This is a genomic window from Nocardioides sp. zg-1230 (genome assembly GCF_013155335.1).
GTDB lineage: Bacteria > Actinomycetota > Actinomycetes > Propionibacteriales > Nocardioidaceae > Nocardioides.
The window spans coordinates 1,213,160-1,227,228 of the sequence record NZ_JABJQZ010000001.1 but is presented as its reverse complement, the minus strand read 5'-3'; the positions used below and the strand labels follow the sequence as shown (position 1 = coordinate 1,227,228).

At 74.4% G+C, this 14,069-nt stretch carries 14 protein-coding genes; 8 read left to right on the top strand and 6 right to left on the bottom strand.

The window, feature by feature from the left end:
• Positions 1-19 precede the first annotated feature (19 nt).
• Genes HOO61_RS05980 through HOO61_RS05965 form a run of 4 tightly spaced genes read right to left on the bottom strand, consistent with a single transcriptional unit; the run spans position 20 to position 2,323 of the window.
• Positions 20-829 (bottom strand): MBL fold metallo-hydrolase, encoded by an 810-nt coding sequence (locus HOO61_RS05980; RefSeq protein WP_172257698.1) that lies wholly within the window; start codon positions 827-829, stop codon positions 20-22.
• Entirely contained in the window at positions 826-1,686 is an 861-nt protein-coding gene (locus HOO61_RS05975; RefSeq protein ID WP_172257697.1) for an NUDIX hydrolase, read from the bottom strand. The genes HOO61_RS05980 and HOO61_RS05975 overlap by 4 nt, the downstream gene beginning before the upstream one ends.
• Positions 1,687-1,698: 12 nt before the next feature.
• Positions 1,699-2,169, bottom strand: a complete 471-nt coding sequence (locus HOO61_RS05970) for an Atu1372/SO_1960 family protein (RefSeq protein WP_172257696.1) — start codon at positions 2,167-2,169, stop codon at positions 1,699-1,701.
• Position 2,170: 1 nt separating this feature from the next.
• The gene (locus HOO61_RS05965; protein WP_165354369.1) at positions 2,171-2,323 is read right to left on the bottom strand and encodes a hypothetical protein; all 153 of its coding nucleotides are present in this window, start codon (positions 2,321-2,323) and stop codon (positions 2,171-2,173) included.
• Positions 2,324-2,415: 92 nt separating this feature from the next.
• Between HOO61_RS05965 and HOO61_RS24800 the strand changes: the two genes are divergently transcribed.
• From HOO61_RS24800 to HOO61_RS05945, 4 genes are all read left to right on the top strand, one after another.
• The gene (locus tag HOO61_RS24800) at positions 2,416-3,579 is read left to right on the top strand and encodes a sensor histidine kinase (RefSeq protein ID WP_172257695.1); all 1,164 of its coding nucleotides are present in this window, start codon (positions 2,416-2,418) and stop codon (positions 3,577-3,579) included.
• Positions 3,576-4,241, top strand: a complete 666-nt coding sequence (locus HOO61_RS05955) for a response regulator transcription factor (protein WP_172257694.1) — start codon at positions 3,576-3,578, stop codon at positions 4,239-4,241. Before HOO61_RS24800 ends, HOO61_RS05955 begins: the two co-directional genes overlap by 4 nt.
• Positions 4,242-4,353: 112 nt before the next feature.
• Positions 4,354-5,100: an ABC transporter ATP-binding protein gene (locus HOO61_RS05950; RefSeq protein ID WP_172257693.1), complete on the top strand. Its 747-nt coding sequence runs from the start codon at positions 4,354-4,356 to the stop codon at positions 5,098-5,100.
• Entirely contained in the window at positions 5,100-7,514 is a 2,415-nt protein-coding gene (locus HOO61_RS05945) for an FtsX-like permease family protein (RefSeq protein ID WP_172257692.1), read from the top strand. Before HOO61_RS05950 ends, HOO61_RS05945 begins: the two co-directional genes overlap by 1 nt.
• 73 nt (positions 7,515-7,587) lie before the next feature.
• Here the strand turns inward: HOO61_RS05945 and HOO61_RS05940 are convergent, their stop codons facing one another.
• Complete coding sequence (locus tag HOO61_RS05940) at positions 7,588-8,205, bottom strand: hypothetical protein (protein ID WP_172257691.1); 618 nt, start codon at positions 8,203-8,205, stop codon at positions 7,588-7,590.
• Between the two features lie 182 nt (positions 8,206-8,387).
• Here HOO61_RS05940 and HOO61_RS24795 point away from each other — a divergent pair, with 182 nt between their 5' ends.
• From HOO61_RS24795 to HOO61_RS05925, 3 genes are read left to right on the top strand one after another with little or no spacing between them, the layout of a single operon-like run.
• Entirely contained in the window at positions 8,388-10,442 is a 2,055-nt protein-coding gene (locus tag HOO61_RS24795) for a sensor histidine kinase (protein WP_172257690.1), read from the top strand.
• Entirely contained in the window at positions 10,439-11,110 is a 672-nt protein-coding gene (locus tag HOO61_RS05930; protein WP_172257689.1) for a response regulator transcription factor, read from the top strand. Before HOO61_RS24795 ends, HOO61_RS05930 begins: the two co-directional genes overlap by 4 nt.
• Before the next feature lie 35 nt (positions 11,111-11,145).
• On the top strand, positions 11,146-11,544 hold the full coding sequence (locus HOO61_RS05925; protein ID WP_172257688.1) for a low affinity iron permease family protein: 399 nt from the start codon (positions 11,146-11,148) through the stop codon (positions 11,542-11,544).
• A 4-nt stretch (positions 11,545-11,548) separates the two neighbouring features.
• Here the strand turns inward: HOO61_RS05925 and HOO61_RS05920 are convergent, their stop codons facing one another.
• Positions 11,549-12,583, bottom strand: coding sequence for an LLM class flavin-dependent oxidoreductase (locus HOO61_RS05920; RefSeq protein ID WP_172257687.1), 1,035 nt, complete (start codon positions 12,581-12,583; stop codon positions 11,549-11,551).
• 75 nt (positions 12,584-12,658) lie between these two features.
• Between HOO61_RS05920 and HOO61_RS05915 the strand changes: the two genes are divergently transcribed.
• Positions 12,659-14,047 carry an MFS transporter gene (locus HOO61_RS05915; protein WP_172257686.1) on the top strand — a complete coding sequence of 463 codons (1,389 nt, stop codon included), beginning with the start codon at positions 12,659-12,661 and terminating at the stop codon, positions 14,045-14,047.
• Positions 14,048-14,069 lie beyond the last annotated feature (22 nt).

The window sequence follows — 14,069 nt, the reverse complement described above, 5'->3', positions numbered from 1 at the left end:
GGCGGAGCCGGCGCAAGGGTCATTTGCCCTGGAGGTAGGCCAGCTGGGCGCGCACCGACAGCTCCGCCGCGCCCCACAGCACGGGGTCGACGTCGGCGTACACGACCTCGACGATGGCGCGCGGCAGGTTCTCGTGCGGGAACATGCCGCCCTCTCGCTCGATCGCGTGCAGGTCGCGCAGGGCGCCGCGCACCTGCTCCAGTCGCTGCTCGCGGTGGGCGAGGTAGTGGTCGAGCGCACCGAGTGCGTCGTCGATGACCGGGCCGTGGCCGGGCCAGACGGTGGTGATGCCCTGCTCGCCGCAGAGGGCGTGGAGCCGTTGGAGCGAGGAGAGGTAGGCCCCGAGCTGGCCGTCGGGGTGCGCGACGACGGTCGTCCCGCGACCGAGGACGGTGTCGCCCGTGAGCACGGCGCCGTCCTGCGGCACGACGAACGACAACGAGTCCGACGTGTGGCCGGGCGTCGCCACGACGTGCACCTCCAGCCCGCCCACCGCGACCACGTCTCCCTCACCGAGGCCCTCCGAGCCGAGCCGGTAGGCAGGGTCCAGGGCGCGTACGCCGCACCCGTGCCGCTCGGCGTACTCCCGTGCCGCCTCGCTGTGGTCGGCGTGGTGGTGGGTCAGCAGCACCACGGACACGTCGCCGGCAGCCGCGTCGATCGCGTCGAGGTGGGCGTCGATCGAGGGGCCCGGGTCGACGACCACCGAGCGCGAGGAGTCGGGGTCGCGCAGCACCCAGGTGTTGGTGCCGTCCAACGTCATGATGTCGGCGTTGGGGGCGAGGACGCACGTGCCGGTGGCGCCGAACGTGCCCCCGGTCCAGCTCATCGAGCGGCCATGAGCTCGGTGTAGCGCGGTGGGGTGGAGAGGATGAACTCGTCCCCGTCGGACACGACCTCGGGCATGAACATCTCGACGGTCCGGCCGCTCGCCTCGGCGAGCACCGCGGCCGGGTCGGCGTGCTGGCCCACCTCGAGGCAGGTCAGCCAGGTCGGGGGCAGCATCAGGATCTCCTGCTGCTCGACGCGCGACACCGCGTCCATCGCGCCGGCCCACATGACCGACGACGACTCGCTCGAGACGTCTCGGGTCACCTGGCCCTCGGGCAGCCGGGCGACGAAGAACCAGGTGCGGTAGCGCCGCGGCTCGAAGACCGGCGTCAGCCACCCCGACCAGGCGCCGAGCAGGTCGGTGCGCAGCACGAGGGAGCGGTCCTCCAGGAAGGCGGTCAGCGAGACCTCGCGGGACTCGAGCGCGACCCGGTCGGCCTCCCAGTCGTCACCGGTCGTGTCGGCGACAACCGAGTCGGCGCCGGCCCCGGCGAGCAGCACCCCGGACTCCTCGAAGGTCTCGCGCACGGCGGCACAGACCAGCGCCCGCGCCTTCGCCTCGTCGCAGCCGAGCCGCAAGGCCCACTCCGCCGGCGACGGACCGGCCCAGAGCCCGCGGTCTACCAGCTCGTCGTCGAAGTCGCGCGGGTCGACACCGCCGCCGGGGAAGACGCACATCCCGCCGGCGAAGGCCATCGAGGTCTGGCGTCGCAGGAGGTAGACGTCCGGGCCGGACGCACCGGGGCGCAGCAGCACGACCGTCGCCGCGTCGCGCGGCTCGGCGGGTGCAGCCTCGCCCGAGGCGTACGACCTCGCCTGCTCGACGAGGGCGTCAGGCAGTGGGAGGCGCTCCATGCGGGACAGCGCTCAGACCTCGACGACGATCTCGACCTCGACGGGCACGCCGAGCGGGAGGGCGGTCACGCCGACGGCCGAGCGGGCATGCTTGCCGGCGTCGCCGAAGACCTCGGCGAGCAGCTCGGACGCGCCGTTGGCGACCTTGGGCTGGCCGGTGAAGTCGGGCGTCGAGGCGACGAAGACGACGACCTTGACCACGCGCTTGACGTCGTCGAGGGAGCCGATCTCGGCCTTGACCGCGGCGAGCGCGTTGAGGGCGCACTGGCGCGCGCACTGGTAGCCCTGCTCCTCGCTGACCTCGCCGCCGAGCTTGCCGACGGCGATCATCTCGCCGTCGCGCGCGGGCAGCTGGCCGGCGGTGAAGACGAGGTCGCCGGAGCGGGCGGTGGGCTGGTAGGCCGCGACCGGCGGGACCACCTCGGGGACGGTGATGCCCAGCTCGGCGAGCCTGGCCTCTGCCCCGGAACCAGACGCCGCCACGTCAGGCCTTCTGCTTCTTCAGGAAGGCGACGAGGCCGCCCTGGGCGTTGGTGTGGATGGCCACCAGCTCCCAGCCGTCCTGGCCGAAGTTGTTGAGCATCAGGGCCTCGTTGTGGAGCGGAATCGGCGCCACCTGGTATTCCCACTGGGTCATGGCTCGCACCCTACTCGGGCCCGACCGGGCGCCGCGCGCCGTCCTCCCGTGGTCTGACGCACCGCGACGGCACGACGTCTAACGTCTGCACCATGCGCGAACGACGGGACCAGCACCCGCGGCGCCTCGGTCCGCGCGGGCGGCGGTGGCTCGACCGGTTGCTGGTGGCGTTCGTGGTCGTCGTGGGTGGCGCGGGGCACGTCGCCGCGGGTCAGCCGGTGGCCACCGCCTTCACCGTCGCCGAGGCGTTGCCGCTGCTGTGGCGGAGACGCCACCCGTGGCCGGTCTTCCTCGCCGTCGCGGGGTTGTCGGCGCTGCAGGCGTGGGCGTACGACCAGCCGGCCGTCGGGCAGCTCGCCTTCCCGGTCGCCGTCTACTCCGTCGCCCGCTGGTCGCCGCGCTGGCAGGGCATCGCGGCGCTGCTCGTCGGGTACGCCGGTGCGCTGGTCGCCGCCACCCGCTGGCTCCACGGCTTCGGTGCCGGCGACCTCACGCCGGGCAACCTGGCGCCCTACACCGTCACCATCGGCGCGATCGTCACCGCTGCGTGGGCCCTCGGCACCGCCGCGCAGACCCGGGAGAGGTACGTCGCCTCGCTGGTCGCGCGCGCCGAGCAGGCCGAGCGGATGGCCGAGCGCGAGATCGAGCTGGCCGCCCGCGACGAGCGCTCCCGGATCGCTCGCGAGATGCACGACGTCGTCGCGCACGGGTTGTCGGTGATCGTCGTGCAGGCCGACGGTGCGCGCTACGCCGCGGCCAAGGACCCGGACGTCGCGGTCGGCACCCTCGAGACGATCTCGGCCACCGGCCGTGAGGCGCTCACCGAGATGCGACGGCTGCTGGGCCTGCTCCGCGAGGGCGACACCGGTGTGGTCCCGCAGCCGGGGCTCGACGACGTACGCCACCTGGTGGACGAGGCGCGGGCCGCCGGCACGCTGGTCACCGCCGACCTGCCACCGCACACGCCCGGCGTGCCCGACGGCGTCGGCCTGGCGGCGTACCGGATCGTCCAGGAGGCCCTCACCAACGTGCGCAAGCACGCGGGGCCGGATGCGCGGGTCGACGTGCGCGTCGCCGTGGACCGCGCCGTCACGATCGACGTGCGCGACGACGGACGCGGCGCGGCCGCCCGCCCCGACGGCCGCGGCCTCGGGCTCGTCGGCATGCACGAGCGCGCGGCCGTGCACGGCGGGACGCTGGAGGCCGGACCGGCGCCGGGCGGCGGGTTCGCGGTGTCTGCGAGGCTGCCGCTGTGAGCGAGCCGATCCGGGTCTTCCTCGTCGACGACCAGCAGATGGTGCGCGCCGGCTTCCGGATGCTCGTCGACAGCCAGGACGACATGGAGGTCGTGGGCGACGCCGGCGACGGCGCCGAGGCGCTGGAGCAGCTCGCGGTGACCGCCGCCGACGTGGTCCTGATGGACGTCCGGATGCCGCGCGTCGACGGGGTGGAGGCGACCCGGCGGCTGCTCGAGCGGGACCGGCCGCCCCGGGTGATCGTGCTGACCACCTTCGACCTCGACGAGTACGCCTTCGCCGCGATCCGCGCGGGCGCCTCGGCGTTCCTGCTCAAGGACGCCGCCCCACCCGACCTGCTCGGCGCGATCCGGGCCGTGATGGCCGGCGACGCCGTCGTCGCGCCCAGCACCACCCGGCGGTTGCTCGACCACTTCGCCGCGCTGCCCGACCCGGCCGGGCCGACGTCGTACGACGACCGGCTCGCGCGGCTCACCGAGCGCGAGGTCGAGGTGCTCACCCTCATCGCCCGCGGCCTCACCAACACCGAGATCGCCGAGCACCTCGTCGTCGCCGAGACGACCGTGAAGACGCACGTCGGCCGGGTGCTGGCCAAGACGGGCTCGCGCGACCGCGTCCAGCTCGTCGTCCTCGGCTACGAGTCGGGCCTCGTCACCCCCTGACCGCGTCCTCCCGTGGTCGTACGCCGACCGCGCGTGGTGGGCCCGCCGTCGGACGCCGGGTCCGTGCCGCGGGCCGACGCCCCGGAGGCCGCGCTCGACGAGCGTTGTCCCCATGACGACGACAGCACAGAAGACCCGCACCGCCGCCAGCGCCCGCGGCCTGACCCGCACCTACGGAGCGGGCGACAACGCCGTGCACGCCCTGCGCGGCGTCGACCTCGACCTCCCGGCCGGGCGCTTCACCGCGATCATGGGGCCGAGCGGCTCCGGGAAGTCCACCCTGATGCACTGCCTGGCCGGACTCGACGCCGCCACCTCCGGCGCGGTCACCGTGGCCGGGCGCGACCTCGCCGGCCTCGACGACACCGCCCTGACGATCTTCCGCCGCGAGCACATCGGCTTCGTCTTCCAGGCCTTCAACCTGCTGCCGATGCTCACCGCCGGCCAGAACATCGTGCTCCCGCTCGAGCTCGCCGGTCGCGCGGTCGACCGGGAGCGCTACGACCAGGTGGTCGGCGTGCTCGGCCTCGCCGACCGCGTCGGCCACCTGCCCAGCCAGCTGTCCGGCGGGCAGCAGCAGCGCGTCGCGATCGCCCGCGCCCTGGTCACGCAGCCCGACATCGTCTTCGCGGACGAGCCGACCGGCAACCTCGACAGCGAGGCCAGCGCCGAGGTGCTCGGCCACCTGCGCAGCTCGGTGCGCGAGCTCGGCATGACGGTGGTCATGGTGACCCACGAGCTCGCCGCGGCGGCGTACGCCGACGACGTGGTGGTGATCCACGACGGCGCGGTCACCGCCCACCTCACCGACCCCGGCCAGGACGAGCTCGTCGCCGCGCTGCGCGGGCGGAGCGCCTGATGCGCACCGTGCTCCTGGCGTCGATGCGCCACCACACCCGCCGGTACGTCGCCGCGTCGGTGGCCGTCGTCATCGGCGTGGCCTTCATCGTCGTCATCGGCATGCTCACCGGGGCAACCCGGTCCGGGTTGACCGCCGACGCCGGCGCACCCGTCCGCGCTGTCGACCTCGTCGTCACGCCGGACGCTCCCCGCGACGTCGAGCGCCTCGTCGACGCAGCCGCCGACGAGGGACTCCCGGCACTGACGCTCGGCTACGCCATGGAGCCGGTCAGCCGCGACGGCGTCCAGCTCGCGCAGTCGGTGGACGTCGCCGAGGCCTCCCTCGATCCGCGCCTGCAGTGGCAGGAGCTCGAGGACGGCCGCTTCCCCACCGCCGCGGGCGAGGCGCTGGCCGACGTCAACCGCGCGAAGAGCAGCGGCGTCGCCCTCGGCGACGTCGTCCGGATCGGCAGCGGGCCCGCTGCCACCGACGTCGAGGTGGTCGGCCTCGTCGACAGCCCGGCGGCGATGGGCGCCGCGCTCTACGTGCCGTGGGACGACCTGCGCCGCTTCGAGGACACCCTCTGGGTCGACGCCGTGGCGTGGGGCGGCACCGAGGAGCAGGCCGGCAACGTCGCCCGCGGCGCGACCGTCGAGACGGCCGCAGACTGGGTCGCTGCCCGGCAGGCGGAGATCTCCCGCGGCGTGGACGTCATCGCGATCATGGCGCTGCTCTTCGTGGTGATCGCCCTCTTCGTCGGCGTGCTGGTCATCACCAACACCTTCGCCATCCTCTTCGCCCAGCGGATGCGCGACTTCGCGCTGCTGCGCTGCGTCGGCGTCACCCGCCGCCAGCTGCGCCGCGCGATCCGGCTCGAGGCGCTGGCACTCGGCCTGGCGGCCGCCACGCTCGGCGTCGCCGTCGGCGCCGTCGCCGGGGTCGGGCTGGTGGCCGTCGTGCGGCACTGGTTCACCGACATGGGAGCGGCTGCGCTCGACCCGGTGTGGACCGGTACGGCGTTCGCGGTCGGCACCCTGGTCACGCTCGGCGCCGCCTGGCTGCCGACCCGCACCGCGACCCGGGTCCCACCCCTGGCTGCGCTGCGCCCCGACACCGGGGTCGACGTACGGTCCGCGGCCGGACGCTGGCGCCTGGCCCTTGCGGCACTGGCGATCACGGCGGGGGTCGCGCTGCTCGGCGTCGCGGTCGCCGCGAGCTCGGTGCCGGCGATGCTGGCCGGCGGCATCGTGTCCTTCGTCGGCGTGCTGCTGCTGGGGCCTGTGCTGGTGCCGCGTCTCGTCCGCCTCGTCGGCGGGCTCCCGGGCGCCGGTCCGGTCCGGCGGCTGGCCACCGGCAACGCCGTGCGCAACCCGCGGCGTACGGCGACCACCGCGGCGTCGCTGCTCGTCGGGGTCACCCTGACCACGGCCGTCCTGACCGGGCTGGCGTCCTCGCGCACCGCGATCGACACCGACATGGACCGGTCCTACCCGCTCGACGTCACCGTCACGGCGGGTGCCGAGCCCCTGGACGGTGGCCTCGTCGACCGCGTGGCCGCCACGACCGGAGTCGCCGGGGCGACCGGGCTGGACGGTGCCCCGGCGAGGATCGGGACGTTCGACCTGCCGCTCCTCGGGTCGGCCGGTGGGCAGGGGGTCGCGCGCGGGCCCGCCCACCTCGAGCCCGACGACGGGGTGCTGCTGCTGCCCTACGAGGTCGTCGAGGACCTGCCGGCCCGGGTGGCCGAGCGCGTGTGGGACGACGGCGAGGTGGCCGTGACGGTGGGCGGCCGGGAGCACCTCATGGAGGTGGAGACCGGGAGCGGGTGGGGACGGGCGGGCCTCGTGTCCACCGCGACCCTCGCGTCGCTCGAGCAGGACCCGCGGCCCATGGCGGTGTGGGCCCGGGCGAGCGACGGTGCCGACGCCGAGGACCTGGCAGGCGACCTGGCGGCGCTGGCCGGGGCGGCCGGCGCGGAGCTCGACGGCGGACACAGCAACCGGAGCTGGGTCTACCTCCAGCTCGACATCCTCACCGGCGCGGTGGTCGGGTTGCTGGCCGTCGCGATCGTGATCGCGCTGGTCGGGATCGCCAACACCCTCGGCCTCTCCGTGCTGGAACGGGCCCGGGAGAACGCCCTGCTCCGGGCGATGGGCCTGACGCGCCGGCAGCTCGGACGGGCGATGGCGGCCGAGGGGCTGCTGCTGTCGTCGGTGGCGGCGCTGATGGGCACCGCCATCGGGCTGGTGTTCGCGTGGGTCGGGGTGCAGGTGATGGTGTCCTCGGTCGTCGAGGACGCTGCCTTCACCGTCCCGGTCTGGCAGGTCGGGGCCGTCGCGGCGGTCGCCGCCGTCGCCGGCCTGGCCGCGTGCGTCGTACCCGCCCGACGCGCCGCGCGCGTGACGCCGGCTGCCGGTCTCGCGCTCGACTGATCACGACGCGAGCGCACGACGAGGGCCCCGGACCTCCTCGGGGGAGGGGTCCGGGGCCTTCTGGTGGGGGTCGTCAGTCGGTCTTGCGGCTGACCAGCACGCCGAGGACGGTGTAGCCGACGAGCAGGTGGACGACGGCCACGACGTGAGCCACCGAGTCGCCGAGCAGCACGAGTGTGGGGACCGTGACGACCGCCCAGCTCTCGGCGACCATCGGCCAGAAGCGCGTGACGCCCGTCCAGCGGCCGGCGATCGCGATCCGGATGCCGATGAGGAACATGCCCAGCATCGACAGCGGCCAGAAGGCGTCGAGGATGACGAAGCCGACCTTGTCGAAGTCGGTCAGCCCCAGCCCGTCGCTCGCCGTGGAGCAGATGGCCAGACCGACGGCGACGGCCTCGACGCGGAGGACGGCACGCGCGACCCGTCCCTCGCCGAGGGCCTTGGTGCGCCACAGGGTCCGCAGCAGGAAGAGCAGACCGACCTGGAAGAGGCCCGAGGACAGCGAGAACGCCACCTCTTCGCCATGGCCCTGCGGGTCGATGCCGACAACGGCCATGGTCGCCGCCCAAGCGAAGGCACCGGCGGCGAGCACCCGGCCGTGGACGGCGTACGGGCGGCGGCTCGTGCCGGTCGGCGCCGGGGTGGTGACGTCGGAACGAGCGGGAGCGGGAGAGTGCTGGATCGTCACGGTGGTGACTCCTGTCGAGGTGATGTGCGGGAGCCGCGGTCTGCGGCACACCGGAACTGTCGCCGTCCCGACGACCCGGCCCCCAGGGAGAGCGGTCCCGTCGCCGGTCCCCTCGTGGTGTCCCGTCGAGGAGGGACAGCAGTCCCCTGACGACGGGACCCCTGCGCGGTGATACTGCTCGCGTGAGCAGACTCCTCGAGCCCGTCGCGGTGGCGGCGGTCGCACTCGCCGCGGTCGTCACCGCGGTGTGGCTCGACCTCAGCACCACCGACGCCGAGCGGGCCGCCGCCTCGACCGGTCTGGCAACGCCGACGGCGCTGCCGGGCCTCCTGCTCGCCGCGGCCTCCGTCGTGGTGCTGCTCGCGCGGCCGCGCGACACCGTGGGCCGGATCCTCGGCGTGGTCGCCCTGGTGTGGACCATCGACGGAGCGCTCGACGGCTGGATCTCCTACAGCCTCGCCCACGACCTCCCGGGCACCGACTTCGCCTACTGGTTCGTCGCGCGGCTGGGAGCACTGCTGCTGACGGGCCTCGTCGCGCTCCTGCTCCTCTACCCCACGGGACGCCTGCTCCCCGGCCGCTGGCGGATCGCCGCGATGGTCGTCGTCGGCGCCTCGCTCGCACTGCCGGTCGCGCTGCAGCTGGCTCCCGACTCCGTGGTGCTCGCCGCCGGCGAGCCGGTGGGCTCGACCGAGCTCGTCGCCTTCCCGTGGTCCGATGCCGCCGCCGAGGCGATGCTCCGCGTCACCCAGGTCGTGACGCTCGGTTCGATCGTCGCCGCGGTCGGGCTGGTGTGGGCGCGGCACCGGCAGGCGCCGGCGACGGAGCGCACGCAGCTGAGGTGGCTGCTGTGGGCCGGCATCATGTGCGTGCTGATGGTCCTGGCGGCCGTCACCCTCTCCGTCGGCGGGGCCGTCACCTCGATCCTGCTCGACCTGGCCGTCGCGGCGCTCGCGGTCTCGGTGACGATCGGTCTGCTGCGACCCGGGCTGGGCGACGTCGACGCCCTCGTCGCCTGGACCCTCACCACCGCCGTCGTGGCGGCGATCGTGGTCGCCGTCGACCTCGCCGTGCTGGCGGCCGGCACCGCCCTGCTGGGCGACCGGCTCGACCAGCGCGACGTCACGCTCGTCGTGCTGGTGCTGGCCGTCGTCGTCTACGGGCCGCTCCGCGCCTGGCTCGGCGGGCTCGTCCACCGCGTGCTGCTCGGTCGGCGCAGCGACCGGTACGGCGCGGTTTCCGCGCTCGCGGCCCGGCTGGAGACCATCGGGACCGTCGACGAGCAGCTCCCCGCGCTCGCATCCGCGGTGGCGGACACGTTCAAGGTCCGTCACGTCCGCGTCGAAGTCCTCACCCCCGACGGCGGCCTGCTGTCCGCCTCGCACGGCACCCCACCCGCGGAGGTCCAGGAGATCGACATCGCCTACCAGGACGAGCGCGTCGGCCGGCTCGTGCTGCCCGCCCAGGGCTACCGCTCGATGCTGTCGCGGCGCGACCAGGGCCTGCTGGTCGACCTCGTGCGGCAGGCGGCGGTCGCCATCCGCGCCGGCCTGCTCGCGGCCGAGCTCCAGACCAGCCGCGAGCGGCTCGTGCTCGGCCGCGAGGACGACCGCCGCCGGATCCGCCGCGACCTGCACGACGGCCTCGGCCCGGTGCTGGGTGGGGTCGCGCTGCGACTCCAGGCCGCCGGCAACGCCATCGACACCGACCCCGGGCGCGCCCGCGAGCTGGTGGGGCTCGCCCGCAGCGAGGTGAGCGACGCCCTCGACGACGTACGCCGCCTCGTGCACGACCTGCGCCCACCCGCGCTCGACGACCTGGGGCTGGAGGCCGCGGTGCGCCAGCAGGCCGAGCGGGTGCGGTCCGAGGTCGACCTGGACGTGTCGGCCGCGGACGTGACGGGACTGCCCGCGGCCGTCGAGGTCGCGGCCTACCGGATCGTGTCGGAGGCGCTGGCCAACGTGGTGAAGCACGCCGACGCCCGCCACGTCGACGTACGCCTCACGGGCGACGGGTGCGCGCTGACCGTCACCGTCGCGGACGACGGCCGCGGCATCGGTCCCGACGTCACCGCCGGTGTCGGCCTGCTGTCGCTGCGCGAGCGCGCCGAGGAGCTCGGCGGCCGCTGCGAGGTGCTGTGCCCGGAGTCCGGCGGCACCACCGTCCGTGCGGTGCTGCCGTACGGCACCGCCACCCGGACCAGTCCCCCCGCCGAGCCCGTGAGGAGCGCCCGATGACCCAGCCGCCGACCCAGCCGACGACGCCGGTGCGGTTGCTGATCGCCGACGACCACCCCGTCTTCCGCGACGGCCTCGCCTCGCTGCTCGACCCGCTGCCCGGGATCGACGTGGTCGCCCGCGCGTCCGACGGCGCGGAGGCCGTCGCGCTCGTCGACGAACACCGGCCGGACGTCGTGATCATGGACGTGCAGATGCCGGTGATGAACGGCATCGACGCCACCCGGGCGGTGGCGGCGGCCCACCCGGAGGTCGGGGTGCTGGTGCTGACCATGGGCGAGGACGACGGCACGGTGCTGTCCGCGCTGCGCGCCGGGGCGCGGGGCTACCTCCGCAAGGGCGCCGAGCAGGACGAGATCGTCCGCGCGGTCTCCACGGTGCATGCCGGGGGCGTCGTCTTCGGCGCCTCGCTCGCGGCCCGCATCGCGGAGGTGCTCGCCCCCAGCGCCCGGCCCGAGCGGCCCTTCCCCGAGCTGACCGAGCGCGAGACCGAGGTGCTCGACCTCATCGCGGCCGGTCGCTCGAACGGCCAGATCGCGCAGGAGCTGTTCCTCTCCCCCAAGACGATCCGCAACAACATCACCAGCATCCTGGCCAAGCTGCAGGCCACCGACCGCGCCGACGTCATCATCCGAGCCCGAGACGCCGGACTCGGCCGTCAGGGGTGAGGACCCCGACCACGTCGCGGCACTAGATTCCGCTCATGGAGCAGCGCACCGATGCGGCCGAGAGCCGCAGGAAGAAGGAGGGGCTCGACCCCTTCGAGCGGTTCGTCGAGCTGTCGACGAAGGTGATCAGCCGGGCGCCGTTCTTCGCCGTCGTCGTGGCGATCGTCGTCATCTGGGCCGCGAGCTACCCGCTGTGGAAGTCGACCACCAAGTGGGAGCTGGCCATCCACACCTTCGGCGCGGTGCTCTCGCTGCTGCTGCTGGTGCTGCTGGAGAACGCCGGCCGCCGCAACACCGAGGCCATGCAGGAGAAGCTCAACGTGATCGCCGAGGCCCTCGCCGCGCTGATGGACTCACGCGCGGCGGACGACCCCGACCTCCGGGAGGCGGCGGAGGACCTCCGCGACGCGGTCGGGCTCGAGGAACGCCACTGACCGGTCAGGCGGCGAGCAGGCGCAGCGTCTCCTCGCGCGCGGGCGAGGTGCGTACGTCGGTCCCGGACGCGGCGCCCGCCACCGGGTGCACCATCACCTCGTCGACGCCGTGCTCGGCGGCGAGCTCCTCGATGCGGGCCCGCGCCTGCTCGGGCGAGCCGACGATCCAGCGCCGGGCCATGGCGTCGCCGAAGGAGCGCTGGTCGGCGGTCATCTCGACCGACTCGGCCTCCTCGACGAGTCGCTGCGGGTGGAGCGGAGCGCCGGTGCGCAGCGCGATCATCTGATGCACGTTGGGCAGCGCGCGTCGCCGCGCCTCCTCCTCGGTCTCGGCGACGACGGCGTTGACGGTGAGGAAGGTCCGCGGCTCGGGGTACTCCGGCGACGGGCGGTAGGACGAGCGGTAGAGGTCGAGGGCGACGCCGGTCCCCTCGCCCGAGAAGTGGTGCGCGAAGACGTAGGGCAGGCCCTTCTCGGCGGCCAGGCGGGCGGAGTAGTCGCTCGAGCCGAGCAGCCACATGTCGGCCAGGGTGCGGGCCGACGGCGTGGCCCGCAGCGGCTGGCGACGCGGGCCGACCTGCAGCTCGACACCCTCGGTCGTCATCAGGGTGCGGATGTCCTCGACGTATTCGGGGAACTTCGCCACCGCCTCGTCGGCCGACTCGGCGCTGCCGCCGCGCAGCACGTACCTCGTGAGCGGGTCGGTGCCGGGCGCGCGGCCGATGCCGAGGTCGATGCGACCGGGGAACGCGGCCTCGAGCAGCGCGAACTGCTCGGCCACCACCAGCGGCGCGTGGTTGGGCAGCATCACGCCGCCCGACCCGACGCGGATCCGCTCCGTCGCCGAGGCCAGCATCGCGATCAGGACCGGCGGGTTGGTGGCGGCCACGGCCGGCATGTTGTGGTGCTCCGCGACCCAGTAGCGGCGGTAGCCGAGCTCGTCGGCGACCTGCGCCAGGCTGCGGGACGCGGCGATCGCGTCACCGGTGGTCTGGTCGCTGCGGACGGGCACGAGGTCGAGCACGGAGAGGGCAGTCACTGTGGGCCCAGCGTCTCCGGCACCGCACTTATTCCGATTGACCTCAGGTGTACTGGAGGTCCTACCGTCGGGCCGGTGACCACCCGCACGACTCCGACCCAGCCGCGCGAGCGCATCCTCTCGCCGGCCTACGCCGCGACCACGATCGCGATGTTCGGCCTGATCGCCTTCGCGGCCTTCGAGGCGATGGCTGTCACCACCGTGATGCCGACGGTCGCGCGCGACCTCGGTGGCCTCGACCTCTACGCCCTCGCGTTCGCCGCGCCGCTCGCCAGCGGCGTCGTCGGCATGGTCGCCGCCGGCATGTGGAGCGACCGCACGGGTCCGGTGGTGCCGCTGCTGGCGTCGCTGGCGCTCTTCTCGGCCGGGCTGCTGGTGTGCGGGCTCGCGCCGTCGATGGAGGTGCTGCTGGCCGGTCGGGTGCTGCAGGGCCTCGGCTCCGGCGCGATGATCGTGGGCCTCTACGTGATCGTGGGGCTCGTCTTCCCCGACACGTTGCGGCCCGCGGTCTTCGCGTCGTTCGCCGCCGCCTGGGTGCTTCCGGCGCTGTTCGGCCCCGCGCTCGCGGCGTTCGTCGCGGACGTCTGGTCGTGGCGCTGGGTCTTCCTCGGCACCGTCGTGCTGGTGGCGGTCTCCCTGGTGCTGCTCGCTCCGGCGCTGCGCGGCCTCGAGCCGCACGCCGAGGGCGTGTCCACGCCGGCCGTACGCCTGTGGTGGGCGCTGCTGGGCGCGGTCGCGGTCCTCGTCCTCGAGCTGGTCGGCTCCACCCGGGGCATCGCTGCTCTCGGCGCCCTCGCCGCGCTGACCGTCGTGTGGGTGTCCCTCGGCCGCCTGCTCCCCGCCGGCAGCCGCACCCTGCGCCGGGGCCTGCCCGCGGTGATCGCCACCCGCGGCCTGCTCGCCGCGACGTTCTTCTGCGCCGAGGCCTTCATCGTCTACGTCCTGCAGGAGCACTGGGGCCTCTCCCCCGGCCGCGCCGGCATCGCGCTGACGTGCGTCGGCATCGTGTGGGCGAGCGCCAGCCAGGTCCAGTCCCGGCTAGGCCGGCGCGTGTCCCACACCCGCGCGATGGTCGTCGGCACCGGCCTGGTCCTCACCGGCCTTGCGGCGCTCGCCCTCACCGTGCTGCTGCACGACGCCGGCGCGCGCCCGTCCGCCGTCCTGCCGGCAGCGGCGTACGTCCTCGCCGGCGCCGGGATGGGATTCGCCTACCCGCGCACCGGGGTGGCGATGCTCGAGGCGTCGACCGACCGCGACCGGGGCTTCAACTCCTCCGCCCTCACGGTCGCCGACTCCCTCGGCGCCGCCCTCGCCCTGTCGGTGGCAGGCGCCGCGTTCGCCGCCGCGGAGCGGCAGGGCCTCGATCCGTTCCTCACGGTCTTCACCTTCGCCGCTGTCGCCGCGGTGCTGGGTGTGCTGGCGGCCACGCGGACCCGAGCCTCCGCCGCTCAGCCAGGTACCTGAGGACGTGGTGGTAGGTGCGATG

Excerpts from the sequence above, each read along its gene's own strand:
- HOO61_RS05980 (WP_172257698.1), bottom strand. The coding sequence starts at position 829 with ATGAGCTGGACCGGGGGCACGTTCGGCGCCACCGGCACGTGCGTCCTC.
- HOO61_RS05975 (WP_172257697.1), bottom strand. The coding sequence starts at position 1,686 with ATGGAGCGCCTCCCACTGCCTGACGCCCTCGTCGAGCAGGCGAGGTCG.
- HOO61_RS05965 (WP_165354369.1), bottom strand. The coding sequence starts at position 2,323 with ATGACCCAGTGGGAATACCAGGTGGCGCCGATTCCGCTCCACAACGAG.
- HOO61_RS24800 (WP_172257695.1), top strand. The coding sequence starts at position 2,416 with ATGCGCGAACGACGGGACCAGCACCCGCGGCGCCTCGGTCCGCGCGGG.
- HOO61_RS05950 (WP_172257693.1), top strand. The coding sequence starts at position 4,354 with ATGACGACGACAGCACAGAAGACCCGCACCGCCGCCAGCGCCCGCGGC.
- HOO61_RS05945 (WP_172257692.1), top strand. The coding sequence starts at position 5,100 with ATGCGCACCGTGCTCCTGGCGTCGATGCGCCACCACACCCGCCGGTAC.
- HOO61_RS05930 (WP_172257689.1), top strand. The coding sequence starts at position 10,439 with ATGACCCAGCCGCCGACCCAGCCGACGACGCCGGTGCGGTTGCTGATC.
- HOO61_RS05925 (WP_172257688.1), top strand. The coding sequence starts at position 11,146 with ATGGAGCAGCGCACCGATGCGGCCGAGAGCCGCAGGAAGAAGGAGGGG.